Annotated in this window: 14 protein-coding genes; 9 read left to right on the top strand and 5 right to left on the bottom strand. The window is 69.8% G+C overall.

The genetic code is table 11. From position 1 onward, the window contains the following. The first annotated feature begins 26 nt into the window (after window positions 1-26). From recC to recD, 3 genes are all read left to right on the top strand, one after another. Complete coding sequence (gene recC / locus RG19_RS15720) at window positions 27-3,611, top strand: exodeoxyribonuclease V subunit gamma (protein ID WP_058836097.1); 3,585 nt, start codon at window positions 27-29, stop codon at window positions 3,609-3,611. Window positions 3,612-3,711: 100 nt separating this feature from the next. Beyond that, complete coding sequence (locus tag RG19_RS15725; RefSeq protein WP_058836098.1) at window positions 3,712-7,554, top strand: UvrD-helicase domain-containing protein; 3,843 nt, start codon at window positions 3,712-3,714, stop codon at window positions 7,552-7,554. Window positions 7,555-7,819: 265 nt separating this feature from the next. Continuing rightward, window positions 7,820-9,880 (top strand): exodeoxyribonuclease V subunit alpha, encoded by a 2,061-nt coding sequence (gene recD, locus RG19_RS15730; RefSeq protein WP_058836099.1) that lies wholly within the window; start codon window positions 7,820-7,822, stop codon window positions 9,878-9,880. 385 nt (window positions 9,881-10,265) lie between these two features. Here recD and RG19_RS15735 read toward each other — a convergent pair whose 3' ends face one another. Next, window positions 10,266-11,042, bottom strand: coding sequence for a hypothetical protein (locus RG19_RS15735; protein WP_058836100.1), 777 nt, complete (start codon window positions 11,040-11,042; stop codon window positions 10,266-10,268). A gap of 357 nt (window positions 11,043-11,399) precedes the next feature. Between RG19_RS15735 and RG19_RS15740 the strand changes: the two genes are divergently transcribed. The 4 genes from RG19_RS15740 (at window position 11,400) to RG19_RS15755 (ending at window position 17,815) form a co-directional block, all read left to right on the top strand. Then, window positions 11,400-12,599, top strand: a complete 1,200-nt coding sequence (locus RG19_RS15740; protein WP_082672719.1) for an AAA family ATPase — start codon at window positions 11,400-11,402, stop codon at window positions 12,597-12,599. Then, on the top strand, window positions 12,562-14,805 hold the full coding sequence (locus RG19_RS17375) for a S8 family peptidase (RefSeq protein WP_082672720.1): 2,244 nt from the start codon (window positions 12,562-12,564) through the stop codon (window positions 14,803-14,805). Before RG19_RS15740 ends, RG19_RS17375 begins: the two co-directional genes overlap by 38 nt. A gap of 1,001 nt (window positions 14,806-15,806) precedes the next feature. Beyond that, entirely contained in the window at window positions 15,807-16,445 is a 639-nt protein-coding gene (locus RG19_RS15750; RefSeq protein ID WP_157515303.1) for an XAC0095 family protein, read from the top strand. Between the two features lie 185 nt (window positions 16,446-16,630). Next, a complete protein-coding gene (locus RG19_RS15755; RefSeq protein ID WP_058836104.1) occupies window positions 16,631-17,815 on the top strand; it encodes a multidrug effflux MFS transporter in 1,185 nt (394 codons plus the stop codon). Between the two features lie 195 nt (window positions 17,816-18,010). Here RG19_RS15755 and RG19_RS15760 read toward each other — a convergent pair whose 3' ends face one another. Then, window positions 18,011-19,576 (bottom strand): amidase, encoded by a 1,566-nt coding sequence (locus RG19_RS15760; protein WP_082672721.1) that lies wholly within the window; start codon window positions 19,574-19,576, stop codon window positions 18,011-18,013. Window positions 19,577-19,750: 174 nt separating this feature from the next. Here RG19_RS15760 and RG19_RS15765 point away from each other — a divergent pair, with 174 nt between their 5' ends. Next, window positions 19,751-21,247 (top strand): MFS transporter, encoded by a 1,497-nt coding sequence (locus RG19_RS15765; RefSeq protein ID WP_058836675.1) that lies wholly within the window; start codon window positions 19,751-19,753, stop codon window positions 21,245-21,247. Window positions 21,248-21,275: 28 nt separating this feature from the next. Next, entirely contained in the window at window positions 21,276-21,857 is a 582-nt protein-coding gene (locus RG19_RS15770) for a TetR/AcrR family transcriptional regulator (RefSeq protein ID WP_058836105.1), read from the top strand. Between the two features lie 144 nt (window positions 21,858-22,001). Here the strand turns inward: RG19_RS15770 and RG19_RS15775 are convergent, their stop codons facing one another. From RG19_RS15775 to RG19_RS15785, 3 genes are read right to left on the bottom strand one after another with little or no spacing between them, the layout of a single operon-like run. Then, entirely contained in the window at window positions 22,002-22,514 is a 513-nt protein-coding gene (locus RG19_RS15775; RefSeq protein ID WP_058836106.1) for a gluconokinase, read from the bottom strand. Continuing rightward, on the bottom strand, window positions 22,511-24,883 hold the full coding sequence (locus RG19_RS15780; RefSeq protein WP_058836107.1) for a GH36-type glycosyl hydrolase domain-containing protein: 2,373 nt from the start codon (window positions 24,881-24,883) through the stop codon (window positions 22,511-22,513). The genes RG19_RS15775 and RG19_RS15780 overlap by 4 nt, the downstream gene beginning before the upstream one ends. Next, window positions 24,880-26,256, bottom strand: a complete 1,377-nt coding sequence (locus tag RG19_RS15785; RefSeq protein ID WP_058836108.1) for an MFS transporter — start codon at window positions 26,254-26,256, stop codon at window positions 24,880-24,882. Before RG19_RS15785 ends, RG19_RS15780 begins: the two co-directional genes overlap by 4 nt. Window positions 26,257-26,317 lie beyond the last annotated feature (61 nt).

Below are 26,317 nucleotides of genomic sequence, written 5' to 3' on the forward strand. Positions count from 1 at the left end.
CGACCGCGCTCCGGCATCATGGCGCGATGCCGGCCGCGCACGACTTCCGCATCTATCCGTCCAACGCGCTGGACCTGTTGGCGGGCCTGCTCGCGCACGAGCTGCGCCAGCCGGTGCCCGGGCAATCGCTCCTGACGCCCGAGGTGGTGCTGATCCCGCAGGTGGCGATGCGCCGCTGGCTGCAGGCCACGCTGGCCGCCGCGCACGGGGTGGCCGCGAACCTGGAATTCCTCACCCCCGGCGAGTTCGTCGCCCGCGCGCTGCAGGCCAATCCGGTCGGCGGCGTCGCGCGGCCCGACGACGAGCTGGATGCCGACAGCCTGCGCTGGCGCGTGTACGCCGCGCTGACCGATCCGGACGTGCTCGCCGATCCGGCCCTGCGCGCGATCCGCACGTATCTCGCCGGTGCGGCTGTCGTGTCCGGGACGCCGATGGCGGGGCGCGCCGACGCCATCGTTTCCGCCGCCGATCCTGCCGATGCCGTCGATGCGTCGGTCGCCGCGCCGCGCCGCGCAGGCGCCGGCCCCGCCGCCGCCGACCCACTCAAGCCCTGGGCGCTGGCCGGCGAGCTCGCCGCGGTCTACGAGAAGTACCAGGCCTGGCGTCGCGACTGGCTGCTGCGCTGGGAGGCCGGCGCCGACCGCGACGATCCGCAGGCCGTGCTGTGGCGGCACGTCGCCACCGGCCGCGCGTACCGCGCGCGTCGCATCCAGGCCTATCTCGACCGCTTCGAGCGCGCCGCGCTGCCGCAGGGCCTGCCGCGGCGGCTGTTCGCCTTCGCCACGCTCAATGTCTCGCCCGACGTGTTGCGCGTGCTCGCCACCCAGGCGCGGGTGGGCACGCTGCACTTCTATCTGCCCACGCCGGCGCAGGGTTACTGGGGCGATCTGCAGACCTTCGCGCGACGCCGCGCGCGCAGCGAGCGTGACGCCGACACGATGCCGGCGGATGACGGGCGGCCCATGACCGGGCAGGGCGCGCGCACCGGCGACGATCTCGCCACCGCCGGCCTGCCCGACGAGAACCGCCTGCTGCAGGCCTGGGGCGCGGCCGGGCGCGACTTCATGGCGATGCTGGGCAGTTACGAGGTCGTCCACCCCGCCGCCGAGATCGAGGTCTATGCCGATCCGCTGGAATCCGGCCAGCGCGCACGCGCCGATGGCGGCCTCGGCGACACCTTGCTGCGGCGCCTGCAGAGCGACCTGTTCCGGCGCGCGCCGCCGGCCGTGCCCGCGCCGCTGGCGGCGCTGGACCGGACCGACCCGAGCCTGCAGATCCACGCCTGCCACACGCGCCTGCGCGAGCTGCAGGTGCTGCACGACCAGCTGCGCGGCCTGCTCGAGGATCCGCGTTTCGACCCGCCGTTGCAGCCGCGCGAGATCGCCGTGCTCGCGCCGGACATCGATCCGTACATCCCGTACCTCGACGCGGTGTTCGGCGGCAGCGCCGACGCGCCGGGGGCGCGCATGCCCTACGCCCTGGCCGACACCAGCCCGCTGGCCGGCGAACCGCTGGCCGACGTGTTCGTGCGCCTGCTCGGCCTGCCGGTCTCGCGGTTCGGCCTCAACGAAACCCTCGACCTGCTCGCCAGCCCGCCGCTGGCGGAGGCCGCCGGGCTGGACGCCGCCGCCTTCGAACGCCTGCACGGCTGGCTGCAGGCGGCCGGCGCGCGCTGGGGCGTGGACGCCGCGCACCGCGCCCGGCACGGCGCCCCGCACGACGACGCCTACACCTGGGCGTTCGCGCTCGACCGCCTGCTGCTGGGCCATGCCAGCGGCAGCGAGGCCAGCATCGACGGCGTCGCCCCGTACGCCGCGCTGGAAGGCGGCGCGCTGGATGCGCTGGATGCGCTGATCCGCCTGCTGCGCGTGCTGGCGCGCAGCCAGCGCAGCCTCGGCGACGCGCTGCCGCCCGACACCTGGCGCGAGCGCCTGCTCGGCCTGCTCGATGCGCTGTTGCCCGAAACGCCCTCGTCGCCCGCCACCCAACGCGCGCTCGACCGCCTGCGCACGCTCGTCGACGACTTCGCCCGCCACGCCACGCGCGCCGGCTTCGACGGGCCGGTGCCGGCCGAAGTCGTGCGCGCGCACTTCGCCGCCCAGCTGGCCGAGGCCGACACCCGCGCGCCGTTGCTCACCGGCGGCATCAGCGTCGGCCGCATGGTGCCGATGCGCCTGCTGCCGTTCCGGGTGATCTGCCTGCTCGGCATGAACGACGGCGATTTCCCGCGTCGCGATCCCGCGGCCGGGCTCAACCGGCTCACCGCCGAGCTCGGCACCGACCAGCGCCGCATCGGCGATCGCTCCACCCGCGAGGACGACCGCTTCCTGTTCCTGCAGCTGTTCGCCTCGGCGCAGGATGTGTTCTACCTCAGCTATCTCGGCGCCGATGCGCGCGACGGCAGCGTGCGCGAGCCGTCGGTGCTGGTGAGCGAACTGATCGCCGCCGCCGCCGAACTGCACGCCGACCCCGCCGCCGCCGCGAACGCGCTCACCGTGCGCCACGCCCTGCAGCCGTTCGCGCCGGGCGCGTTCGGGGCCGACGACGATCCGCGGCGTTTCAGCTACCGCGCGCAGTGGCAGCCGGCCGCGGGCCGCATCGGCGGCACGCGCGCGCCGCTGGCGCCGTGGTTCGATGCGCCGCTGCCGACTTACGTGCCCGACGACGACGACCGCGACGACGGTCTCGCGCTGGACGCCCTGCGGCGCTTCTTCGCCGCTCCGGCGGAACAATTCCTGCGCCAGCGCCTGGGCGTCCGCCTGGCCGACGCCGCCGAGATCGGCCACGACGTCGAGCCGCTGCTCACGCCCGGCCGTGGCCTGGCGCGCGCGCAGCTGCAACAGCACGTCTTCGATGCCCTGCTCGCCGGCGAGACCTCGCACCTCTACGCCGACCTGCGCGCACGCGCGCTGCTGCCGTCCGGTGCGCTCGGGCAGGGGCAGCTCGAGGCCCTGCTGGCGTCGCTGCGCCCGTACGCGGAGGCGTTCGCGCGCTGGCGCGGCGACGGCGGGCCCGACAGGGTGCGGGTGGTGGTCGAGCTCGACGGCGTGCACCTGCACGGCCGTCTCGACACCGTGTACCCGCAGGGCCTGGCGCACGTACGGCTCGGCGGTCTGAACGGACCGGCGGCCATCCGCCACGGCCTCGACTGGCTGCTCGCCAATGCCGCCGGCCTCGATCTGCCGCTGGTGCGGTTCCACGAGACCCGGGATGCCGGCGTCGGCCCGTTCGTGCGCGCGCCCATCGCCCCCGCGCAGGCGCGCGCCGCCCTGCAGCACCTGCTCGCCCTGCGCGCGGCCGGCCTGCAGGCGCCGCTGCCGTTCGGCCCCTACAGCGGCTGGGAGTACTTCGACGCCGCCGATGCCGACACAGGCCAGGCCGCGGCGGCCACGCGCTGGCGCGGCAGCGAGCGATCCTGGGGCGAGGGCACCGGCCACGCCTACCGTCTCGCCTTGCGCGGACGCGACCCCTTCGCCGATCCCGTGCTGTTCCGGCAGTTCGCCGACATCAGCTTCGGCGTCTTCGCCGCGGTCGAGCGCGGCGAGGTGCATGCCGGGTTCGACGACGGCCGCGCGTTCGCCGTTGCCGAGGACGCGGAGGCCGACGCGTGACGCACCTCGCCATGCGGCACCTGGCCATGCGTGCTCCGGATGCGTCACCCGCGCGCGTGCGGACGGATAGCCCGCGCCGGTCCGCAGGCGGAGGCGCGTGATGTCGGCGACCGACCCCTTCCTCGCGCTCCCCTTGACCGGCACGCATCTCATCGAGGCCAGCGCCGGCACCGGCAAGACGTTCACCCTCGCCACCCTGGTCACCCGGCTGGTGATCGAACAGCGCCTGCGCATCGGCCAGATCCTCGCGGTCACCTTCACCGAGGCGGCCACCCAGGAACTGCGCAAGCGCATTCGCGAGCGGCTCGCGCTGGCCGCGCGCCTGGTCGACGTGCCCGCCCGGCATGGCGCCGGGGCCGGGGAGGCCGTCGCCATCGCCCCCGACGACGCGCCGCCCGACGCACGCCTGAGCCGCGCGGTCATCGCCGCGCATCTGGCCGACGGCGACGAGACCCCCGCGCAGTTGCAGCGGCGCCTGCGCGATGCCGCCGACGAGATCGACCTCGCCGCCATCTTCACCATCCACGGGTTCTGCGCGCGCGTCCTGCGCGAACACGCGCTCGAAAGCGGGCAGACCTTCGCGCCGCCCGAGCTGCTGCCCAACGACCGCCCGCTGCGCGAGGAACTGGCCGCCGATCTGTGGCGCGCCACCGCCGCCGATGCGCACGACGCCCCGCTGCTGATGTCGCTGTGGCCGGGGGGGCCGGAGGCGCTGGCGCGCGATCTCGCCGAACTGGTCCGCCAGCCGCGGCTGCTGCCGCCGCGCCCCGCCGCCACCGATGAGGACGCGGGTGAGACCCGTGCCGCCGACGCCGCGCTGCGCCGGGCAGGGCAGGCGTTGGCCGAGGCCTTCGCCGCGCACGGCGACGGCTTCCGCGCCGCCCTCGTCGATGCCGTCGACGCGAAGATCCTCAACGGCCAGAGCTACAAGACCGCGTGGATCCATGCGCTGTGGCAGGACATGGCGCACTGGTGCGCCGTCGGCGACTGGTCCGCGCCGGTGCACCCGAAACTGCCGATGCTCGCGGCCACCGCGCTGGAAGCGAAGACCAACAAGGCGCACATCGGCCGCACGCCCGCATCGCCGGTGTGCGCATCGATTCCGCCCTACCTGGCCGCAGTGGCCGATGTCGCCGCCGCCCAGGAACGCGCCCGCGTACGCCTGCTGCACCGCCTGCGCGACGCCGCACGCACGCGCCTGGCGCAGCGCAAGCAACAGCTGCGCGTGCAGACCTACGACGACCTCATCGACGGCGTCGCCGATGCGCTGGCGGGGCCGCATGCGGCCGCGCTGGTCGCACGCCTGCGTGCGCAATACGCCGCCGCCCTGGTGGACGAGTTCCAGGACACCGATACGCGCCAGTGGGCGATCTTCCGCACCGTCTTCGGTGCCGGTGCCGGTGCCGCCGTACCTGCCCGGGACGCCGCCGGCACCGAGGCTGCGCCGCCGGCCATCGCGGACGCTCCGGCCGCCGACGCGCTCGGGCAGGCCGACGACAGCGACACGCCTGCGCCGTTCCTCGCCCTCATCGGCGATCCCAAGCAGGCCATCTACGGCTTCCGCGGCGGCGACGTGCAGACCTACCTGCAGGCCGCGGCGCACGCCCGTCCGGCACCGGCGCTGGACCGCAACTTCCGTTCGCGCCCGGCGGTCCTCGCCGCGATCGACGCGCTGTACACGCAGGCCGGCACGCGCGCGTTTCTCGACGAACGCATCCGCTTCATCCCCGTGCAGCCGGGCACCCAGCGCACCGACGCGGATTACCGGCGCCACGGCGCCGACGCGCCCGCGCTCACCCTGTGGCACGCGCCCGACCCGCCGGCCGACGACGGCGGCAAGCGCAAGCCGCACGGCGCGCAACGCGCGCGCGAACTCGCCACCGCCGCCTGCGTCGCCGCCATCCATGCGGTGCTGAGCGACGCGCGTGCCGGCACCGCATCGATCGACGGCAAGCCGGTGCAGCCGGGCGACATCGCCGTGCTGGTGCGCAAGCACGGCGAGGCCACGCGCATCCAGCAGGCACTCGCCGCGGTGGGCATCCCCGCGGTCGCGGCCGGCAAGCAGAGCCTGTTCGCCACGCCCGAGGCGCACGAACTGCTCACCCTGCTGCTGGCCCTGCTGCACACCGCCGACGACGCCCGCCTGCGCGCCGCGCTCGCCACCGTGCTGCTGGGCCTGGATGCCGCCGGCATCGCCGCGCTCGACGACGATGGCGCCGCCCATCGCGACTGGCAGCACAAGGCGCTCGCCTGGCGCGAGCGCTGGCAGCGCGGCGGTCCGCTGGCGCTGGTCTCGGACCTGTGCGCCGACAACGGCGCGCGCCTGCTCGGCCTGCTCGACGGCGAGCGCCGGCTCACCAACTACCTGCAACTGGGCGAGTTGTTGCAGCAGGCCGATGCGCGCGCGCTGGGCCTGCACGGGCTGGTGGACTGGCTGGGCCAGCAGATCGCCCAGGCCGATCCCGACGACGAGACCCAGCTGCTGCGGCTGGAGTCCGATGCGCGCCGCGTGCAGATCGTCACCCTGCACAAGAGCAAGGGCCTGGAATACCCGCTGGTGTTCCTGCCGTTCGTGGGCATCGGCGGCAAGGCGCCCGACCCCGGGCGCGCCTGCGTGGTGGCCGATGCCGACGGACACCGCGCGCTGCACTGGAAACTGCAGCCCGACATCTCCGGCTGGAACGCGGCCCGCAGCGCCTGGATCGACGCCCAGCGCGCCGAGGATGCGCGCCTGCTGTACGTCGGCCTGACCCGCGCCGAGCACGCGCTGTGGATCGCGACCGGCGCGTTCTACAACGCCGCCCAGACGCCGCTGGCCGCCATGCTCGACGGCCTGCCCGACACCCCCGGCATCGTCCACGACGCCACGTCGCCGGCCACGCCGCCGTGGCTGCCGCCGGCGGACGAAGGCACCGTGCCCACCGCGCGCGCCGTCACCCGCACCCTCGCGCCGGACTGGTGGGTCTACAGCTTCACCCAGCTCGCCAATGCCGACAGCGGCGGCCACGACGCCTCCACCCGCGCCACCGTCGCCGCGGCCGGCGGCCACGACGAGCCCGCCGACGCCCCCGGGCCCGCCACCGCGTCCGACCCTGCGCAGCCGGACGCACCGTTCGACCCGCGCTTCGCCGGCACCCGCTTCGGCGTGGTACTGCACGAAGCGCTGGAAGAAGGCGACTTCGCCGCCTGGCACGACTGGCAACCGGGCGACCCCGCACCGGCCGACGAACGCGTCGTCATCGACACCGCCCTGCGCGGCGGCGGCTACGCGGCCGACGACCTCGACGACGGCCTCCACGTCCTCACCGACCTCATCGGCCAGACCCTGACCACCGCGCTGCCCGAAGGCGTGCGCCTGTGCGACGTGCCGGCCGATGCGCGCCGGGCCGAGATCGAGTTCCAGTTCGCCCTGCAGCCCACCGCCGTCGACGCGCTGCTGGCCCTGCTGCACGCGCACGGGCTGGTGCGCGACCGCCACGGCTTCGGCCTGCGCCGCACCCTGGAAGGCCTGATGACCGGCCTGATCGACCTCACCTACGCCCACGACGGGCGCTGGTACGTGCTCGACTACAAATCCAACCGCCTGCCCGCCTACGACGCCGACAGCCTGCAACGCGCCATGGCCCACAGCGAATACGACCTGCAGGCGCTCATCTACACCTTGGCCCTGCACCGCTGGCTGCGCTTCCGCCTGGGCGATGCGGAGGGCACCGCCGCGCCCGACACCGCCGTCGGTACCGCCGCCGACAACGCGGCTGGCGCCGCCGATCGCCGTGGCTACGACTACGCCCGCGACTTCGGCGGCATCCGATACCTGTTCTGCCGCGGCCTCGACGCCACCCGTCCCGACGCGCCCGGCGTCTACGCGCACCGCTTCGCCCCCGAACTGATCCACGCCCTCGACGCCCTGTTCGCCGGCACCCCCGCGGAGACGACGGCATGAACCCGCGCCCCGCGTCCTTACCCCGCTCCCCCCAGTGGAAGAGCGCGCCCGCAAGCCCGCGCACCGCCCCGCCCGCCGCCCCCCGACCCCTCTCCCGCTTGCGGGAGAGGGTGCCCGCGGGGCGGGTGAGGGCGCTCTTCGGCCCCCCGCCCCCGGCCGAACCCCGAAGCCTTTCCGGTCCCTGCCGTACCCGAGACGCCCGAGCGCCCCAGCACCCCGCACCCCCCCGCGCAGCACGCCCGGTGCAGTGGCCGAGCCCCCCACCATGACCGCCCCTCTGTTCCAACCCCTCACCCAGTCCGGCGCGTTGCGCACGCTCGATCACGCCTTCGCCCAGACCCTGAAGCGCCTGCAGCCGGAGACGCCCGACGCCGTGCTCGCCGCCGCCGCGCTGGCCTCGCTGGCGGTGGCCAACGGCCACGCCGGCCTCGACCCCGCGCAGCCGCGCCTGCTGGTGGAGGCCGATCTCGCGTGGCCCGCGCCCGAGGCCTGGCTCGACCAGCTGCGCGCCTCGCCGTGGATCACCACCCCCGACGATCCGCTGGCGGCGTCCGCCGCCGACGCACCGCTGGTACTGGAAGCCATCGACGGCGCGCCTCTGCTCTACCTGCGCCGTTACCGCGAATACGAAGCGCGCCTGGCGGCCGGCCTGCTGCGCATCGCCGCGCACGCGCCGGCCACCGACGGCGCCACGTCCACCGCCGACGCCATCGCCCCCGTCGCCGACGTCTTCAACGCGTTGTTCCCCGACGCCCCCGGCACCCCGACCCCCGCATCCCCTCTCCCGCATGCGGGAGAGGGTGTCCGCAGGGCGGGTGAGGGCGCTCCTGGCGCGCCTCTCCCGGAGCATCGCCCCCACGAAGACCGCCAGGCCCGCGCCGCCGCGCTCGCCATGCGCCGCGCGCTGCTGCTGGTCACCGGCGGCCCCGGCACCGGCAAGACCACCACCATCGCCCGCGTGCTGGTGCTGCGCATCGTCCAGGCCCTGCGTGCCGGCCGCGCACCGCCGCGCATCGCCCTGGCCGCACCCACCGGCCGCGCCGCCGAGCGCATGGCCGAGAGCCTGCGCCGCGCCGTCGCCGCCATCGCGACCGCGCTCGACGCCCACGGCATCGACCCCGCCCTCGTCGCCGCGCTGCCCGCGGCCCTGCCCGACACCGCCAGCACCCTGCATCGCCTGCTCGGCACCCTCCCGGACAGCCCCACCTTCCGCCACCACGCCGACCACCCGCTGCCGCTCGACCTGCTGGTGGTCGACGAAGCCTCCATGGTCGACCTGCCGCTGATGTGCAAACTGGTGGACGCCGTGGCCGACGGCACCCAGCTCATCCTGCTGGGCGATGCCGACCAGCTGCCCTCGGTGGAGGCCGGCGACGTGCTCGCTGCGATCCTCGACGCCGCCGGTCCCGGCCATGCCCTGCGCGACGACGACGCCCGCGCGCTGCAACCGCTGCTGGGCGATGCCGTGCCCACCGAACCCGCCGCCGCCGGCCTGCGCGGCCACCGCGTGCAGCTGCTGCGCGGCTACCGCCAGCATCTCGACTTCGACCTCGCCCCGCTCGCCGACGCCGCGCGCACCGGCGATGCCGACACCGCCCTGGCCCTGCTGCGCGCCGGCACCCTGCGCGGCGTGCGCTTCCACGAGGACATCCTCGATCCCTTCGAGGTTCGGCGCGACGACTGGCTCGCCCACTTCCGCAGCCTCGCCGACGCCCCGGACCCGGCCACCGCGCTCGCCCGTGCCGGGCAGCGGCGCCTGCTCACCGCCGTGCGCGCAGGCCCGCAGGGCGCGCGCGGCCTCAACGCCCGCATCGAGGACCTGCTGTCCGGCCGCCGCACCGGCCCGGCGCCGGCGCAGTTCCACGGCCGCCTGCTGCTGATCACCGAGAACAGCTACCGCCACGGCCTGTTCAACGGCGACATCGGCCTCTGCCTGCGCGACACCGACGGCGCGCTCGTCGCCTGGTTTCCCGGCAACGCCCCGGGCGAGGTGCGCGGTTTCCATCCCGCCGCCTTGCCCGCGCACGAGAGCGCCTTCGCCATGACCGTGCACAAGGCGCAGGGCAGCGAGTTCGACGAGGTCTGGCTGCAACTGCCGCGCCAGCCCGGCCGCGTGCTCTCGCGTGAGCTGGTCTACACCGCCATCACCCGCGCCCGCGCCCGTCTGCACGTGGCCGGCAGCGCACAGGTCCTGCGCGAGGCGCTGGCCCGGCATGCGGTGCGGGTGTCGGGTCTGGCGGGGCGGCTGGGGGCGACGCCGGCGCAGATCGCGTCGGCATCAGCACCGGACGAGACGTCTGTGCCGAGCCAAGGCACGTTGTTCTGATTGTCTGGCCTGCCGGGGCACGCGGCGAAGACCGCGCGCGACACACCCACATCCGTATCCGAATGCGAGGCATTCACCGCCATGCGCATGTTGATCATCTGTTACTCGTCGCCGCGGCTGCGTGGCCGGCTATCGCCATGTCCTTGTGTCGGATGCGGCCGCACCTGCACCGCTCGCCGCAACCGCGACACCGATGCCCGGCGTGACGCGTGTCCTGCCAGCGCCCGTGCAACGCTTCCGGTGCGATGGCCGACAGCACTGTTCGCAGATGCCGACGACTGAGGATCCTGCTGCACTGGATGAAATCACCCTCTTGGTGCAGGCGTTCAAATACCAGGGATCCGCTTGCATACGACCGCGCGGATCGTGCTGGTGCGGGGACGAATTAGGACGTACTCGTTATCCAGAAGTAGTCCAAGTTGATCGTCTTGGCGTCTTTCATCTGCAGGACTACTGCCTCGCCAGGGATCTCGATCCAATCGTGCCCGAGCGAGCGAGGCGAATCATCCAGCTCGTCAGGCCAGAGATCGCTTTGATCGGGGTCGTATCCACGCACCGGCACAGGCTGTTCGGGGAGGCTGGCTCGCGACAATGGCTTGCGGGCAGCGATCTTGAGCACGACACGCTCCAGCTCCCCCGTCTTGGCGATGCGGAACTCCTTGACCACACCTTTGTACAAGACAGTCTCACCGCCCATCACGAAGTCTGCTGTTAGCACCACAAACCCGACGTCCTCGGGACGCAGGAGACTGAACCAGTCCGCCTGCTCGCGGTGGCGCAGTACCTTGTTGGCTCGCTTGCCGAGCAACCACATCGATGCTGTGGCTAGCAGGAAGTAGGCGCTGATACAAAACGGGTGTCCGCCCAAGGCTCTTGCCGCATCCAGCGCGTGGGCCCCACTGCCACCAGCGAGCAGATGGACGACTGCGACCAGGTCTGGCGTGTGCAGAGGCAGGCAGGCTGACACGACCAACAACGCGCCCATCGCAACAGCGTGCGCAAAGATGGCGGCGAGCAACGCAACTGCCAGGCTCAGGCTCAGCTGCTGTTCTAGACCAGTTGAAGGAGCCGTCGGGCTATGCAGCCGGGTGACTGCAAATACAAAGGCCGCACCAGGCAGCAGCAGGACAAGCGCCACCAATACCGAGAGGCTCAGCCCCATCCGGTTATGCCTTGGGGGCTACTTTAGGAGCCTCAGTCGAAATGACAGCGCCGCTCTTGATCCGCAGCACGCGCGACTTTGTGCTCGACTGTGCCTCGATCACCATCTTGAGCACCTCACGCGCAGAGTCGCGAGATGACAGGACTTCTTCGGCCTTTTTGGAAAGCGACGCCTTTGCGCTAACAACTTTCATGAACAAGCTCCCGACGTAGGCAATGAAGTGCTGAAACACGCGTCCTGGAGTGTGGTTCCGATGTGCGCTCCTGCTGGCCAGAAGGCCAGCAGGAGCATTGTACAACCGATACGGCTATGTAACACTAACGAAACTAGTCCACCCGAGCAGAGTTTTATTTGTATATGAATCAATGGGTTATGGACGAAGACAGCCAAATCGAGCTTCTTAGGCGAGAAATAGTCCACTTCGCCCGGCTCGGTGCATCCGGAGACGTCGAGCGCATTCGCATTCAGGCACTTCGTCTGATCAGGCAGCTCCGCTCGGAAGGTGACGAGCTTGCTGATTTGTTGCAGCAGGTTGTGTTTCCAGCGCAGCCTGCCACCAAAGCCGTGCAAGCGCGTTCAATGTCGAACCTGAAGATTTCGAACGTGATCCCGCCTCCAGTCGATGGGGATTCGAAGCTCGACCTTGTGCGAATCGAAGATGAGCCGCAGCCCAGGCATGCGCTCGTTTGGGATACCACGGTTGAGCGTCAAGTACGCCAGATCATCGCCGAGCGTCGTGCGCGAAAGCGGTTGGAAGAGAGCGGGCTGTCGGCGCCGACGTCAGTGCTCTTCAGCGGGCCGCCCGGTGTCGGTAAAACGGAAGGTGCGCGTCAAGTTGCCAGCGCCTTGGGGCTGCCCTTGGTCATTCTCGACTTGGCGACCATTCTCAGTTCATTACTGGGTAAGTCCGGCAGCAACCTCAGACAGGTTTTTGACTATGCCAAGCGCACGCCTTGCGTGCTGCTGTTGGACGAGATCGACGCGATCGCCAAACATCGAGACGACTCTGGCGATGTCGGAGAGCTGAAGCGTCTGGTAACGGTGCTGCTGCAGGAGATTGACCTATGGCCTGCGACGCATCTTCTGATTGCGGCAACCAACCATGTGCAGCTGCTCGACTCCGCAGTGCTGCGTCGATTCGAGCAGACGATCGTGTTTCCGCGTCCCGATGCGTCGCAACTGACCATCCTGGGCGAATCCCTCAGTTCCAAAGCTGTGACGCGCGTGCCTGCCAGCTGGACGAAGCTTCTCGCTGATCTGCTATCAGACACGTCTTACAGCGATTATGTGCGTGACTTGAATCGTGTGCGGCGTTCTACTGTGCTTGGCGGTCAGAAAGAAGGTGTCACTGCGATCAAGGAAATCGTGATTGAGCGCAACGATGCGCTCTCACGTGAGGCGCGCAAGCGCGTTGCAGTGAGCCTGGTGGCTGACGTGAAAATTTCCCAGCGTGAGGCGAGTCGTATCACCAAGATCGCTCGGGAAACCCTCAAGAGTGCATTACAAGGAGTGAGCATCGATGACGGATCAGCCGAAGTTCCTGCTGGGTCTGGGTGAGACCCTGACGAGCCCCAGCCAGTACCGCTCGGGCCCCAATGATGGTCAGCCGCCGTACACAGTCGAGGCGCAACGCGACTACCTACGCGCGCAGCTGGATGCGCAAGCGACGGTCTTCGAGGAATTGCCACCGGAAGCTTGCCCCGGTGGCAACGTTGTTTCGATGATGACCTTGCATCCGAGCTTCTACTCTCGATCAAACTTCCCAGACGAGTTGCTGCGCGAGGCGCAGCTTCGCTTCATAGGGAGCATGCCTAAATTCGTCAAGCCACGGCTTGGCCGCGGCCATGACTATCCTGGCGGCGCAGCTTCGACTGTGTTGTTTCTTGCTGGCACAAAGAAGTCTTTCACACACCTTGCGCATCGGATTTCCGAACTCCAGTCGGACGATCCGCTTGCAAGAGACATCATCAAGATCGAAACGATTGAAGCGCAGACGCGCGAAGAGCGCGTCCAGTCTGATCTCTCGAAGAAAGAGTCCAACCTTGAGGTCGTCGTTCACTTCGACCCGCTCCAAGATCACGTTTGGGAAGATGCGTTCAACGATTTCGCTCAGGCGTGTGGCCTGAAGCTAAGCTCCAAGGTGTATCAATCGCGAGGTCTTTTATTTATCTCGGCGCGCGGCACTGCAGCGGCGGCGAAGCGAGTTGCGGATTTCTCGTTCGTGAGGGCGATTCGCCCTATGCCCGTATTGAGGCCTGTCGACGCGCCGAAGGTCTTGCGGACCGCGAAGCCCAGTCCTCGCATCGTCCTGCCTCCAGAAGGCCCATTGGACCCCGACTGCAAGGTCGCGGTCTTCGATGGGGGCCTACCCGAAGATCACCCCTTCAGTCAGTGGGCCACGCGGATCGAACCCACCGCCAAGGATGGAATTGGTGCCGCCACACCTGAGGGTCTCGGGCATGGTGTCGCGGTAACATCTGCGCTGTTGTTCGGACACATGGCGCCTGGCCTCCAGTCACGGCCCTACTGTCATGTCGATCACTATCGATGCGTAGGCGCAGACACCGATGCGGCGATGTACAGCGCCATGCTGTACGTGGACAAGATTCTCAACGCGAGTGCCTACGAGTTCGTTTCGCTGAGCATTGGTCCGGACGAGATCACCGGCCATGACAAAGTCAGCGCATGGACGACCATGCTAGACGATCACTTTCATCAATCTTCGGTGCTCGGGACGATTGCAGTTGGCAATGACGGCGATCAGCCGCCACCTCTCAACCGCGTCCTCGTTCCAGGCGATTGCGTAAATGCCATCGCAGTAGGCGCGAGCGACAGCGCAGGCGAAGGCTGGAAGCGGGCCCCTTACAGCTCAGTGGGGCCCGGACGGTCGCCGGGTTTGGTCAAGCCGGACCTGCTTCACTTTGGAGGCATCGCGGGAGATGAGTTCAGCGTGCTCATGCCAGGAGGTGCGCTGGCTGGATTGACGGGTACCAGCCTTTCTGCACCCAGCGTCATGCGTGTTGCTGCAGGTGTGCGTGCGCACTTCGGTCGGACGTTTACGCCGCTTGCAGTGCGAGCCTTGATGATTCACAGCGCGGAGCGTGGGGAACACCCGCGCGAAGAGGTCGGCTGGGGACTCGCAGCGTCGGAGGTCGGGGACATTGCAATCTGTCCCGAAAACAGTGTTCGCATTCTCTATCAGGGCGTCATAGCCCCCTCCAAAGTCAGTCGCGTAGCAATACCGATTCCTGCTGGCGGCATCGACGGTAAGCTGTCGATTCGCGCGACGTTCTGCTACTTGAGTGAGACAGATCCGCATGCGCCCGGGGACTACACCAGGGCTGGATTGGGAATTACATTCCGCCCCCACTCGGGCAAATTTCCAGCGCGTCCGAAAGACGCCCCTGCAGGATGGAAGCCGCACCCGGATTTTCCGAAATCGGATTCGTTCTTTGAAGGGGTTGGGAGAAAAACGGAACAAGCAATGCGGATCGATGCACTCAAGTGGGACACCGTTCGTGACGCGACAGTACGGAAGATGGGTTCATCCCTGAAGGATCCAGTCTTCGACGTGCATTACATGGCTCGCCAGCCCGGCTACAAGAACGCGCCATCGAACATGCCCCATCTCCGCTATGCGCTAGTTGTGACCGTCACTGCACCAAAGCACCCCTCGATTTATGAAGAGGTGCTCCAGTCCTTTACGTCCTTGAAGCCCATGCTGCCGATCACCGAGCTTCCAATCCAGGTTGGAGGGAGCTGAAGCAAAGCAATCGCGTCGCATGCGAGCTGCGAAGCTGGAGCGTGCTGCAACATGGTGCGCATGACTGCAGCGTGGAAGAAGGGGCTGAGGTGCCGCTCCTACTCCTTGAGCGCATGGCCGCAATCAGCTTCTGTGGCATCATCGAGCGCATGCATCATTGCTCAAGCCAGCGCACTTCACGGATAAGAGTGTGATCTCGACTAGGGATCACGCCCCTGCTGCTTGCGTTGGTGAAAGCGCCGGCCTTATGCCCCGGTGAAAGCACGCGCCAGATGAGCGCGGCCACGTAGGTTCGATTCCGACCAGGGGCACCTCATAGGATCCGTGATGCGCAACCTTTTTCTCGATACGGAATGGGCTGGGCTGATGAAGCCGGCCGCGATCTAGTCAGATTAGCCTAGTCAGCGCTGACGGTGCGCATGTGTACTACGTCGAGATCGAACCGCTGCCCGGCAAACCGAAGCGCCCCTCGCCGCGTAGGTCGTCTACCTGCTTCTGCAGCGAGGTACGCATGCGCGCGATCGGAATGAGATGGCCAAGTCGACGTCGATTTCCTCACGTCGTTCGATACCGCCGCGGTGCTGGCAGACCATCACAACGATCTAAGGCTTTGCGCGATCTGATCGGACCCGATAACGAGTCAGGTTCACTTTCATAAGGCCGAACAGTAGGGCCATTCTGACCGTATCCGGCGGCAAATTCCTACAACGAAATTTCCCAATTGCGGCATCCTGAAGCTTGACCATCCAGCCCTACGCGTAGCAGACTCGAACCCAAGGAGCCTAGAAACTCCCCTGTGAGCGGTCCCCACCTCCGTCAAACCGGTGGGTTTTTTGTGCCTGCACGCTTGCAGGCATGGACCGACGCGATGCCTGCGTCGGGAGGGCGGCTAATACAACCCCCTTCGGGGGAATACGCCCGCCGGCTCACAGCGGTTTCTAGCCTCCCGACTTCCCGTCCACACCTGTGGACGGGCACTTCATGGAATGAGGGAGACGACGATGTCGAAGTCCGATACGAAGAATCGTGGCGAGTTGGGCTATTTCCTGCCGGAAGAGGGTCAGTTCCGGTTGCGCAAGCTGCATCAGCACATCGAATTCCTGTCGCGCCTGGCGGAGCCACGCGTGGATGAGGAAGAGGACGGGCCGGAGATCGATCACCCCGCGTTGGCTGGGTGCCTGGAGCTGCTGGCCGAGCAGGTGCAGCAGGTGCTGGACATGGTGCGCTGGTCGGCGCGGCTGGAGGCCAAGGGCAAGGCGGCCACTGCGGAGCGGGGGGCCGAGGATGCAGACGACACCGGCGAGGACGTGGCATCCGGCCATGTCGAGTCCGTCGGCTCCGCTGCGAAGACCGATCAGGACTTCGCGTTCGGCATGACGATGGATCAGCTGGACGCGTCCGACCGCCTGCTCGATCTGCTGCGCGCGCAGGGTGATCTGTTGATGGCCGCTGGCGGCAGCGATGTCGCGGACGGCACGATCACCGTGATCGGTGCGGCGATCTTCGAAGGCGCAGACGAGATGAAGGACTTGATGCGGCAGATCAATGCGCAGGTGCTGGACGCGCCCAGTGTGGGCGGCCGGGTGCGGGAGATGCCGGCGGTGTACGGCGCTGCGGGTGGCGCTGTGCACGTGCATTGACCGTAGGACGGGGCAGCGCGGCGTGGGTCGCGCTGCCTCGTGCTGACGGTGCCGTCGCTGACCGGGGGGAGCCACCGGTACCAGGTTCACTTACCCACGGCGCTGCCTGACGGCTTCACCGCGCCGACGCCGCAGCGGACAATGCCGGGTTCGCCACCCGCCGCTCCGCCCACACAGGCCGTCGTATGCAAGCCCCCCTGTTCCGCATGGCCCTGCTGTTGGGCCTGCTCTCCGCCGTCGGTCCGTTCGCGATCGACATGTACCTGCCGGCCTTGCCCGATGTCGCCCGCGACCTCGACACCAGCGAGGCCGGTGCGGCGCTGACGTTGACGGCGTACTTCGTGGTGTTCGGCATCGCGCAGATGATCTACGGGCCGATGTCCGATGCCGTCGGCCGCAAGCGGCCACTGGTGATCGGCGTGGTGATCTTTCTGGCGGCCACGGTGGCGGCGTCGCTGGCGCCCACCATCGGCTGGCTGATCGCCGCGCGCGCGCTGCAGGGGCTGGGCGCGGCCACCCTGATGGTGGTGCCGCGCGCGGTGATCCGCGACATGGCCAGCGGCCCGGACGCGGCGCGGATGATGGCGGCGATCATGATCGTCATCTCGGTGTCGCCGATGCTCGCGCCGCTGACCGGCTCGATCGTGATGGCCTGGGGCGGATGGCGCGAGATCTTCGCCGTGCTCGGCGTCGCGGCGCTGGTCAGCCTGGCGCTGATCGTGTTCGTGCTGCCGGAGACGCTCGAACCGGCGCGTCGTCGGCCGGTGCGGCTGGCGCCGATGCTGGCCGGCGCCCGGCGGCTGCTCACCGACCGCCGCTTCATGGGCCTGATCATGATCGGCGGCTTCGGCATGTCGAGCTTCTTCGTGTTCCTGTCGACGGCCAGCTTCGTCTACACCCGCCAGTACGGCCTCAGCCCGACCGGCTTCTCGCTGGCCTTCGCGGTCAACGCGGTCGGCTTCTTCGCCGCGTCGCAGTTCGCCGGCGGGCTGTCCGAGCGCTACGGCATGGAGCGGGTGATCGCGCTGGCGATCACCGGCTTCGCAGGGTTCGCGTCGACGCTGGCCGTGCTGGTGCTGCTGGGCATCGATGCGTTGCCGGTGGTGATGGCCGTCCTGTTCGTCGCCAACGCCTGCCTCGGCCTGGTGCTGCCCACGGCGATGGTGATGTCGCTGGACCCGCACCCCGACATCGCCGGCCTGGCCTCGTCGATGGGCGGGACGATCCAGATGCTCACCGGCGGGCTGATGATCGTGCTCACCGGCCCCTTCATGGACCACAGCACGGCGACGATGGTCCCGGCGATCGCGCTGTGCGCGTTGCTGGCCTGGGGCACGGCGGTGCTGGCGCTGCCGCGGCCGCGCTTTTAACGGGGTCAGGTTCACTTACGGGTGCACGTCGTGGGCGCGACGGGGACGACTAGCCGATGCGCGGAGGCGCGTGGCGTGTCCGGCCGTTATGCCGATGTCGTGCGAGACCCCTGCGTGCATTGAAGCGTCCATCGCAACGCGCACTCGCCCCGTCGCAGGGCGATGGCGCCTCGCCGCCATGCCGTTCGGCGTTCCTCAGCCCCCGAATCCCGGCGGCCGACGAAAGCCGCCGATCTCCTGCGCGATCAGCCGCGCCACTTCGATCGTGGTGCGGTCGCCGTACTCGGGGCCGATGATCTGCAAACCGATCGGCAGCCCGTCGCGCGACGGGCCGGTGGGACACGTGGTGCTCGGCAGGTAGGCCGCGCTCGCCAGACCGACCCAGACGTATTGTTCGTAGTGCGATGACGGCACGCCATCGACGGTCAGCACCCGCTCGGGCTTGGGCCGATGATCGTGTGCGTAGGCCGTCGTGGCCGACACCGGGCAGATCACTACATCCCATTCGTCGAAGAACGCGCGCCACTGCAGACGCATGCGCGTGCGCGCCTCGTCGAGATCGGATCGGCGCCGGTGGTCGAGCACGCGGGCCCGGGTGAGGATCGCCAGCGGCGAGGCATCGTCCGGATCGAGCGCTGCAGCCGCGGCCTGGTTGGCGGCGTGATAGGCGTCGGGCAACTGCGCGAGCCCGGTGGATCCCAACAGGCCCAGATAGGTCGCGTACGAGGCCTTCGGCGAGAGCGCCGGTCGCGCCCGGTCGCAGACGGTGGCACCGGCGCGGGCGAGCCGGTCGCCCACGGCCTGCACGCGATCGGAGATTTCGGTGGACGTGGGGAACGACGCCTCGTCCGGCCAGATCGCAACGCGCAGGCCACGCAAGGTGCGCGTGCGTGGTGGCGGCAGTTCGAGCCGCCAGCCCGGTGACCGGAGCCGGTCGGGGCCGGCCACGATCTCCAGCGCCCGTTGCAGATCGTCCGCGTTTCGCGCCAGCGGCCCGACGACATTCATGTCCTGCACCGAGACGATGCCGGGCGGGTTGTGGCCGGCTGTCGGCACGATGCCGTAGGTGGGCTTGTGCCCGTACACGCCGCAGAAGTGCGCCGGATTCCGGATCGAGCCGCCGATGTCGGAGCCGAGCTCCAGGCCGGTGAGGCCGGCCGCCAGTGCCGCGGCGGCACCGCCGGAGGAGCCGCCCGGCGAGCGTGCCGGATCCCACGGGTTGCGGGTCGTGCCGTACACGTCGTTGTAGCTCTGCCAGTCGCCGAGGCGCAGCGCGACGTTGGTTTTGCCCAGCAGGTGCGCGCCGGCCGCCTTCAGACGCTCGACCACCGCCGCATCGTGCCGGGCGATGTGGTGCCGATGCTCCGGCACGCCCCAGGTCGTCGGCCATCCGGCGACATCGAAGGATTCCTTGACCGTCATCGGCACGCCATGCAGCGGGCCCAGCGGTTCGCCCCGGGCGAGCGCCGCATCGGCCGCCCGCGCCGCGTTGAGCGCGCGTTCGAAGTCGCGCACCACCACGGCGTTCAACACGGCGTCGAAGCGCTCGATGCGCGCGATGTAGTGCCGGGTGAGTTCGAGCGCGCTGACGTGCTTGCACCGGATCGATGCCGCCAGGTCGGTTGCCGACGCGAAGGCCAGTGCGTCCGCGACGGGGCCCGTGCCCGCAGCGGCGGGCGAACCGGTGCCGGGTGGAGCCGTGCTGCCGTGCGAGACCCGCTTCGCGCCACCGTGAGGGGAGGGGTTCGCCTGTGTCGTCATGCGCCGGAGCCGTGTCGGGTGCGGCTGCATGATACGTGCGCCCCGAGTGCTCGGTGCCAGACCTCCGGTGATGCTGCGCGCATTACGGCGCGTCCCCGGCCGTCGTTGCAGGACACGGCAGCCTGCCAATATATACAGGATGTAATGTATAGTTACGCCCTGCCGGAGATCGCCATGTCCACCCCCTTCAAGCGCTGGGCGCTGCTGTTCACCGTCGCGTCGGGCCTGCTGCTCGTCGCGCTCGACAATTCCATCCTCTACACCGCGCTGCCGTCGCTGGAGCGCGACCTCGGCGCCACCCGCGACCAGGCGCTGTGGATCATCAACGCCTATCCGCTGGTGATGGCCGGCCTGCTGCTGGGCGCGGGCACCCTGGGCGATCGCATCGGCCACCGCCGCATGTTCGCCATCGGGCTGTGGATCTTCGGTCTGGCCTCGGTGGCCGCGGCGTTCTCGCCCAGCGCGAATGCGCTGATCGGCGCGCGTGCCGCGCTCGCGGTGGGCGCGGCGGCGATGATGCCGGCCACCCTGGCCCTGATCCGGGTGGTGTTCACCGATACCCGCGAGCGCAACCTGGCGATCGCCATCTGGGGCAGCGTGGCGCTGGTGGGGGCCGCGCTCGGGCCGGTGATCGGCGGGCTGCTGCTGGCGCGCTTCTGGTGGGGCTCGGTGTTCCTGGTGAACGTGCCGGTCGTGGCCATCGCCTTGGTCGCCACGCCGCTGCTAGCGCCACGCGGGCGGCCGCAGGCCGGCAGGCCTTGGGATGCGTGGTCGTCGGTACTGGCGCTGCTCGCGCTGTCGGGCCTGGTGCTCGGGATCAAGTCGCTGGCCAGCGCACCGCCGGATGCCGTGCTGGCCGGGTCCGGCGCGGCGGCCTTCGTGCTGGCGGGTGCGGCGTTCGTGCGCCGGCAGGCGCGGCTTCCGCATCCGTTGCTCGATTTCGCCCTGCTGCGCCACCCGGGCCTGCTGGCCGGGGTGCTGGCCGCCGCGTTCACCACCTTCGGCATCGGCGGCCTGCAGCTGGTCACCACCCAGCGCTTCCAACTGGTCGAAGGGCTGTCGCCGCTGCACGCGGGCCTGCTGGTCTCGACGATGGCGCTCGGCGCGTTGCCCGCCGCCCTGGTCGGCGGCGCAGTGCTCCACCGCACGGGCCTGCGTCCGTTGATGAGCGGCGGATTGGCCCTGGCCGCGTTGGGGGCGGCCGTCCTCGCCGCCACTCTGGGCGCGGGCATCGGCTGGACGTTGCTCGGCTGCCTGCTCACGGGCCTGGGGCTCGGCGCGACGATCTCGGTGGCCTCGATCGCCATCGTCGGCAACGTGCCCGCGCACCGCGCCGGCATGGCTTCGGCGGTGGAGGAGGTCTCCTACGAACTCGGCGCGCTGCTGGCGGTGGCCTTGCTCGGCAGCCTGATGAGCGCGCTGTACACCGTCTTCATGGTGCTGCCCGAAGGCGCGCCGGCCGCCGCGCAGGCCGGCTTGATCGATGCGCTGGCACTCGCCGAGAGCGGGCACGGCGCGGGCGAGGCCTTCGTGCAGGCTGCGGTGAGCGCTTATGATCGCGCCTTCGTGGTGGTCGTCATGATCACCGCCGCGGCGCTGGCCGCGGCCGCGGCGATCACCGCCGCGCTGCTGCGCGGCCGCTACGGGCAGGCGCCCGAGGCAGGGCACTGACCACGGCACACGCGGAGACCGGCGACCGATGAGGCAGAACAACCGCACCGCCATTCTCGACGCCGCGGTGCGGCTCGTGCAGCGCAGCGGCATCACCGCGATCACCTATGAGGCGGTGGCGGCCGAAGCGGGCTTCACCCGTGGCGGGCTGCTCTACCACTTCCCCTCGCGCGAAGACCTGCTGCGCGCCACCCACGCGCACATGGCCGCGCGTTGGGACACCACCATGGCGAGGCTCGCGGGCGCACCCGCCGACGCACTGACGCCGGCGCAGCGCCACGCCACCTACGCACGCGCCAGCGTCCACGGCGCCACGCGCGCCGAGCTCCTGCTGCTGCTCGAAGCCGGCTCCGACCCCGACCACGCCGCCGCCTGGCAGGCGGTGATGCAGCGCTGGGCGATGCCGCCCCCGGACGATGCCGACGACGAAGACGCGATGGACCGCTTCATCGCGCGCCTGGCGTCCGATGGCCTGTGGTTGTTCGACTGCCTGCTGGACAAGCCGCTGTCGCGATCGATGCGCGAGCGCATCGCCGAACGCCTGGCGCGTGCGAGCGCCGGCGATGGCATGTCGGTCGCTGACGACGACGACGGTGGGCAGGCGCCCTAGCGCGCGCCTGCCTTCCGCAGGTGAGGCGACCGCATCGCCTGTGTCACGGTCTTTCGTCTGCGGGGTCACTCGCCGACGGGCGCCCTGTCGCGGGATCAGGCCTCGAAGGCCGGTGGCGGCCGAAACCGCCGAGCTCGCGCGCGATCAGGCGCACGACGACGCCACGAGCGCCTCGCGCAGCATCGCCGCCGGCGCCCGATCGATCGCCAACGTCGCCACGTCCGCTTCGCCCGTCGGCGGTTCCAGCGTGTCGAACTGGCTGTCGAGCAGCGACACCGGCATGTAGTGCCCGCTGCGGGCCCGCATGCGCGCCGCGATCAGGGCCTTGTCGCCGTGCAGGAACAGGAACCGCAGCGGCAGGCCGGTGGCGCGCAGGCGCTCGCGATGGCGGCGGCGCAGGCCGGAGAACGCGAGCACCACACGCTCGCCGGCCGCCACGCGCGTCGTGAGTTCGTCGGCGATGCGCGCCACCCAGGGATCGCGCATGGCGTCGGTGAGCGGCAGGCCTGCGGCCATGCGCGCACGTGCCGTTTCGTCGTGGAGGTCGTCGGCATCGAGGCAAGTCGCGCCCCATGCGTCCGCCAGCAGGCGGGCCAGCGTGGTCTTGCCGCTGCCCGACACGCCCATGACGATCACCACCTGCGGTGCAGGCGTCATTCCGGCAGTTCCACATCGATGCGATGCCGCGTACCGGCGACGATGCCGCTCAGCCGCGGGGTGTCGAGCACGTGCCCGTCGGCGCGCACACGCATCGCGGCCAGGCCGGGCACGCGGCGCACCTGCAATGCGATCTCGGCACCGCGGAAACGACGCACCACCGAGGCCTCCGGCCAGTGCGAGGGCAGTTGCGGCGCGATCCGCAGCGCGTCGCCTTCGCCGCGCAGGCCGAACAGGCCTTCGATCAGGCAGCGGTACAGCCACGCCGCGGTGCCGGTGTTGAACAGCTGGCTGGACCGGCCCGCGGTGCGCGGATGGCCGCGCCAGTCGCCGCGATAGTAGTTGGGCACGAACACCGGCAGCTGGCCGCGCTGCAGCAGGTCGTCGGCATCGGGGCCGGGCAGCATCGCGCGCAGCACGCGCCACGCGCGGTCGGCCTCGCCCACGGCATACAGCGCGTGCAGGTAGAACGCGGCCGCGTGGTTGTAGATCGAGCCGTTCTCCGCCGAGCCGGGGAATTTCTGGGTCAACCGGCCGACGTCGTCGCGCATGCCGGTGTACGGCGGGTCCAGCATCGCCACGCCGTAGGGCGAGACCAGCTGCGCTTCCACCGAAGCCAGCAACCGGTCGCGGCGCGTCGCGTCCGCCGCACCCGAGAGCATCGCCCAGCTCTGCGGATTGAGGTAGATGCGGCCTTCGGTGTCGCCCCGCACGCCGAACGCCACGTCGTCGTCGGTGATGCCGCGTGCGTACCAGTCGCCGTCCCACAGGTGGGTATTGGCGGCGTCGTTGCACGCCTGCACGCCCTGCACGAAGCCATCGACCGCGGCGTCGCCGGCATGGCGGGCACGCATCCCCGCCCACAGTCGCAGCGCATGCGCGGTGGCCAGGGTCAGCCAGCCGGAGACGCCGCGGCCCTTGTAGCCGACCATGTTCATCGGATCGCACCAGTCGCCCTGGGCGATGTAGCTCAGGCCGCGCGCATCGCGCGCCGACAGCAGCCAGTGCATGGCCCGGTCCACGCGCTCGGCGACGCTGGCCACGTGGCCTTGCGCATCGGCGACCGGCTCATCGAGCAGGGCGTCGTCGCCGGTCTCATCCAGATAGGCCTGCAGGAATACCGGCAGCCAGACGCAGTGGTCGGTGTGCGGCACCTGGTTGATGTATTTCAGCTGCGCGCCTTCGACCAGCACGATGCCGTCGGGCATCGCGCCGCTGCGCGCCTGTTGCGACAGCGCGAGCAGGAATGCGGCGCGCGCGGTCGCCGGCTGCAGGTAGGCCATGCCCATGTGGTCCTGCAGCAGGTTGCGCGTCTGCGGATCGGTGGTCAGGCGGTTGACGTCGCCGTGGTAGTACACCTGACGCGGCAGCCAGTGGTTGGCGAAGGCGTCCAGCCAAGCATCGGGGGTGCGGATGTCGATGCAGCCGCGCGCGCCGGACAGATAGTGCGCGTACGCATCCGCGGCCGCTTCGAAGCCGCCGGGTGCCAGATACCGCGCGCGCAGGTCGCGGATCTGCGCATCGTCGCGCGCGGGGCCGAACACGAAGCGCTCCTCGTGCGCGTCGCCGTCATCCAGCACCACGCGGTACTGCAGGGCCGCGGTGGGCATTTCGTAGTCGGCATCGCGACGGCCGAGCGCCACCGCGTCGGTGATCGCCGACGGTGCGTGCAATCCGCCTTCGCCTTCGAACGCAGCCTGGTTGGCGTCCCAGGCGGTGGGCGCATTGGCGTGCAGCAACACGGTGCGGTCCATGAAGTCGCGCTGGACGAAATGGTCCTCGACCTTCTGGTAGGGCGTGACGCTGTTGCAGACGATGCCGCCGAGGTCTTCGCGGTACGTCGCCGACTGGTTCATCCACGACATGTAGCCGACCGGGAAGTACGGATACAGGCTGATGCGCCGCGCGCGGCCGGACCGATTGCGCACGCGCAGCGTCCACAGTTCGGCCACGTCGTCGACCGGCAGCGCCAGCTGCCATTCGAACGCCAGCCCGTCGCGTTCGACGCGCCAGACGAGCGACGCCAGGGCCGCCTCGAACGCGAAGGCATCGGCGCGTGCGCGCACCGGCTCATGCGGCAGCGAGTACAGCGTGCCGTCGTCCTCGTCCCTGACGTAGCAGAAGCGGCCGGGATGGTGGGCGTACACCGGCTGCTCCGGCTGCATGAAGCTGCGCGCCTCCAAGGTCGGCGCGTGTGCGTACTTGGCAGGCTCGGGCTGCATGAACTGCGCGGTGGCGAACCCGCGGCAGGTCGCCTGCACCATCATCCGCCTGTTCCACAGGAAGGCCGAAGCATGCGGCATCACCTTGGGACTGTCGATCGAGAACCGGCGCCCCCCATCTTCGAAACCGTATTGCGGTGTGCTCATGCTCGTTCAGCCCTGCGTGCATCCAGTGCGTCCTGCACCTCGGCCATCACGGCCTCGTCCAATGGGTAGGCGCGCATCACCAGCGCCGCGGCGAACGCGACGACGCCCGGGATCACCGTCAGCAGCAGCGCGATCCCCAGCTGCGACGCATCCGACTGCGCTTCATTGGCGACGTAGCCCATCGCCGCCAGCACCCACGCGATCAGCGCCGCGGCCAGCGCGCCGCCGAGCTTCTGCGAGAACGTGGCGGCCGAGAAGGTCATCGCAGTCGCGCGGCGCCCGGTCTTCCATTCGGTGTAGTCGGCGCAATCGGCGTACATCGAGAACGCCAGCGGCGACTTCGGCCCCAGGGCCAGACCGACCAGGGTGTTGCACACGAACAACAGCCAGATCGCATCGCGCGGCACCAGGAACATCGCACAGCTGAGTACGCCCACCGCGGCCATCAACCACATCATCAGCCGTTTCTTGTCGACGAAGCGCGTCATCACCGGGGTGAGCGCCGCGCCCGCCGCCAGCGCCAGCGAATAGCTGCCGAGGAACCAGCCGGTCAGTTCCGGCCGCTCGAGGTAGTACTTGAGGTAGTACACGGTGGCGCCGCTGCGCATGACGATGGTGACCATGATCACCAGCGCCAGCACGAACAGCACCATCCACGGCCGGTTGTCGAGCAGGTCGCGCAGATCCTGGCGCACGTCGCTGCGCTGCTGTGGGGGTGGCGCGATGCGTTCGCGCGTACTGAAGAACACCGTCGCGAACATCAGCGAGGCCACCACGCCGTACAGCCCCAGCGTCAGCTGCCAGCCCAGGGCCTCGTCGCCGCCGCCGAACCAGCGCACCAGATCGAGCGTGAACGCATTGACGACCGTGGTGCCGGCGAAGGCGGCGATGAAGCGGAAGCTGATCAGCGTGGTGCGCTGCTGGCTGTCGCTGGTCATCACCGCCGACAGCGCCGAATACGGCGTGCTGAGCACGGTGTAGGCCAGCATCATCAGGCTGAAGGTCAGATAGGCCCACACCAGCTTGCCGGTGTCGCCGAGGTCGGGCACGGTCCAGGTCAGCACGCCGGCGAACGCCAGCGGCAGCGCGCCCCACAGCAGGTAGGGCCGGAACCGGCCGAAGCGCGAGCGGGTGCGATCGGCGATGGCGCCCATCAGCGGATCGGTGGCCGCGTCGATCAGGCGCGTGACCAGGATCATCGTGCCCACCGCGGCGGCCGCCAGGCCCATCACGTCGGTGTAGAAGATCAGCAGGAACGCGGCGATGTTGGCCCAATAGAGATTGAAGCCGAAATCGCCGATGCCGTAGCCCGCTTTCTCGCCCAGGCTCAGGCGCGTGCGCGGTCGATCGCCGCCGGAATGCTGATGCTGCACGCGCCCTCCAGGTACCGTGGCCAGGCGAATGCATGACGTCCGCAGACACGCGGCGCCCGGT

Origin of the sequence: Luteimonas abyssi (genome assembly GCF_001482195.1) — a bacterium.
In the GTDB taxonomy this organism is placed as follows: Bacteria; Pseudomonadota; Gammaproteobacteria; order Xanthomonadales; family Xanthomonadaceae; genus Luteimonas; species Luteimonas abyssi.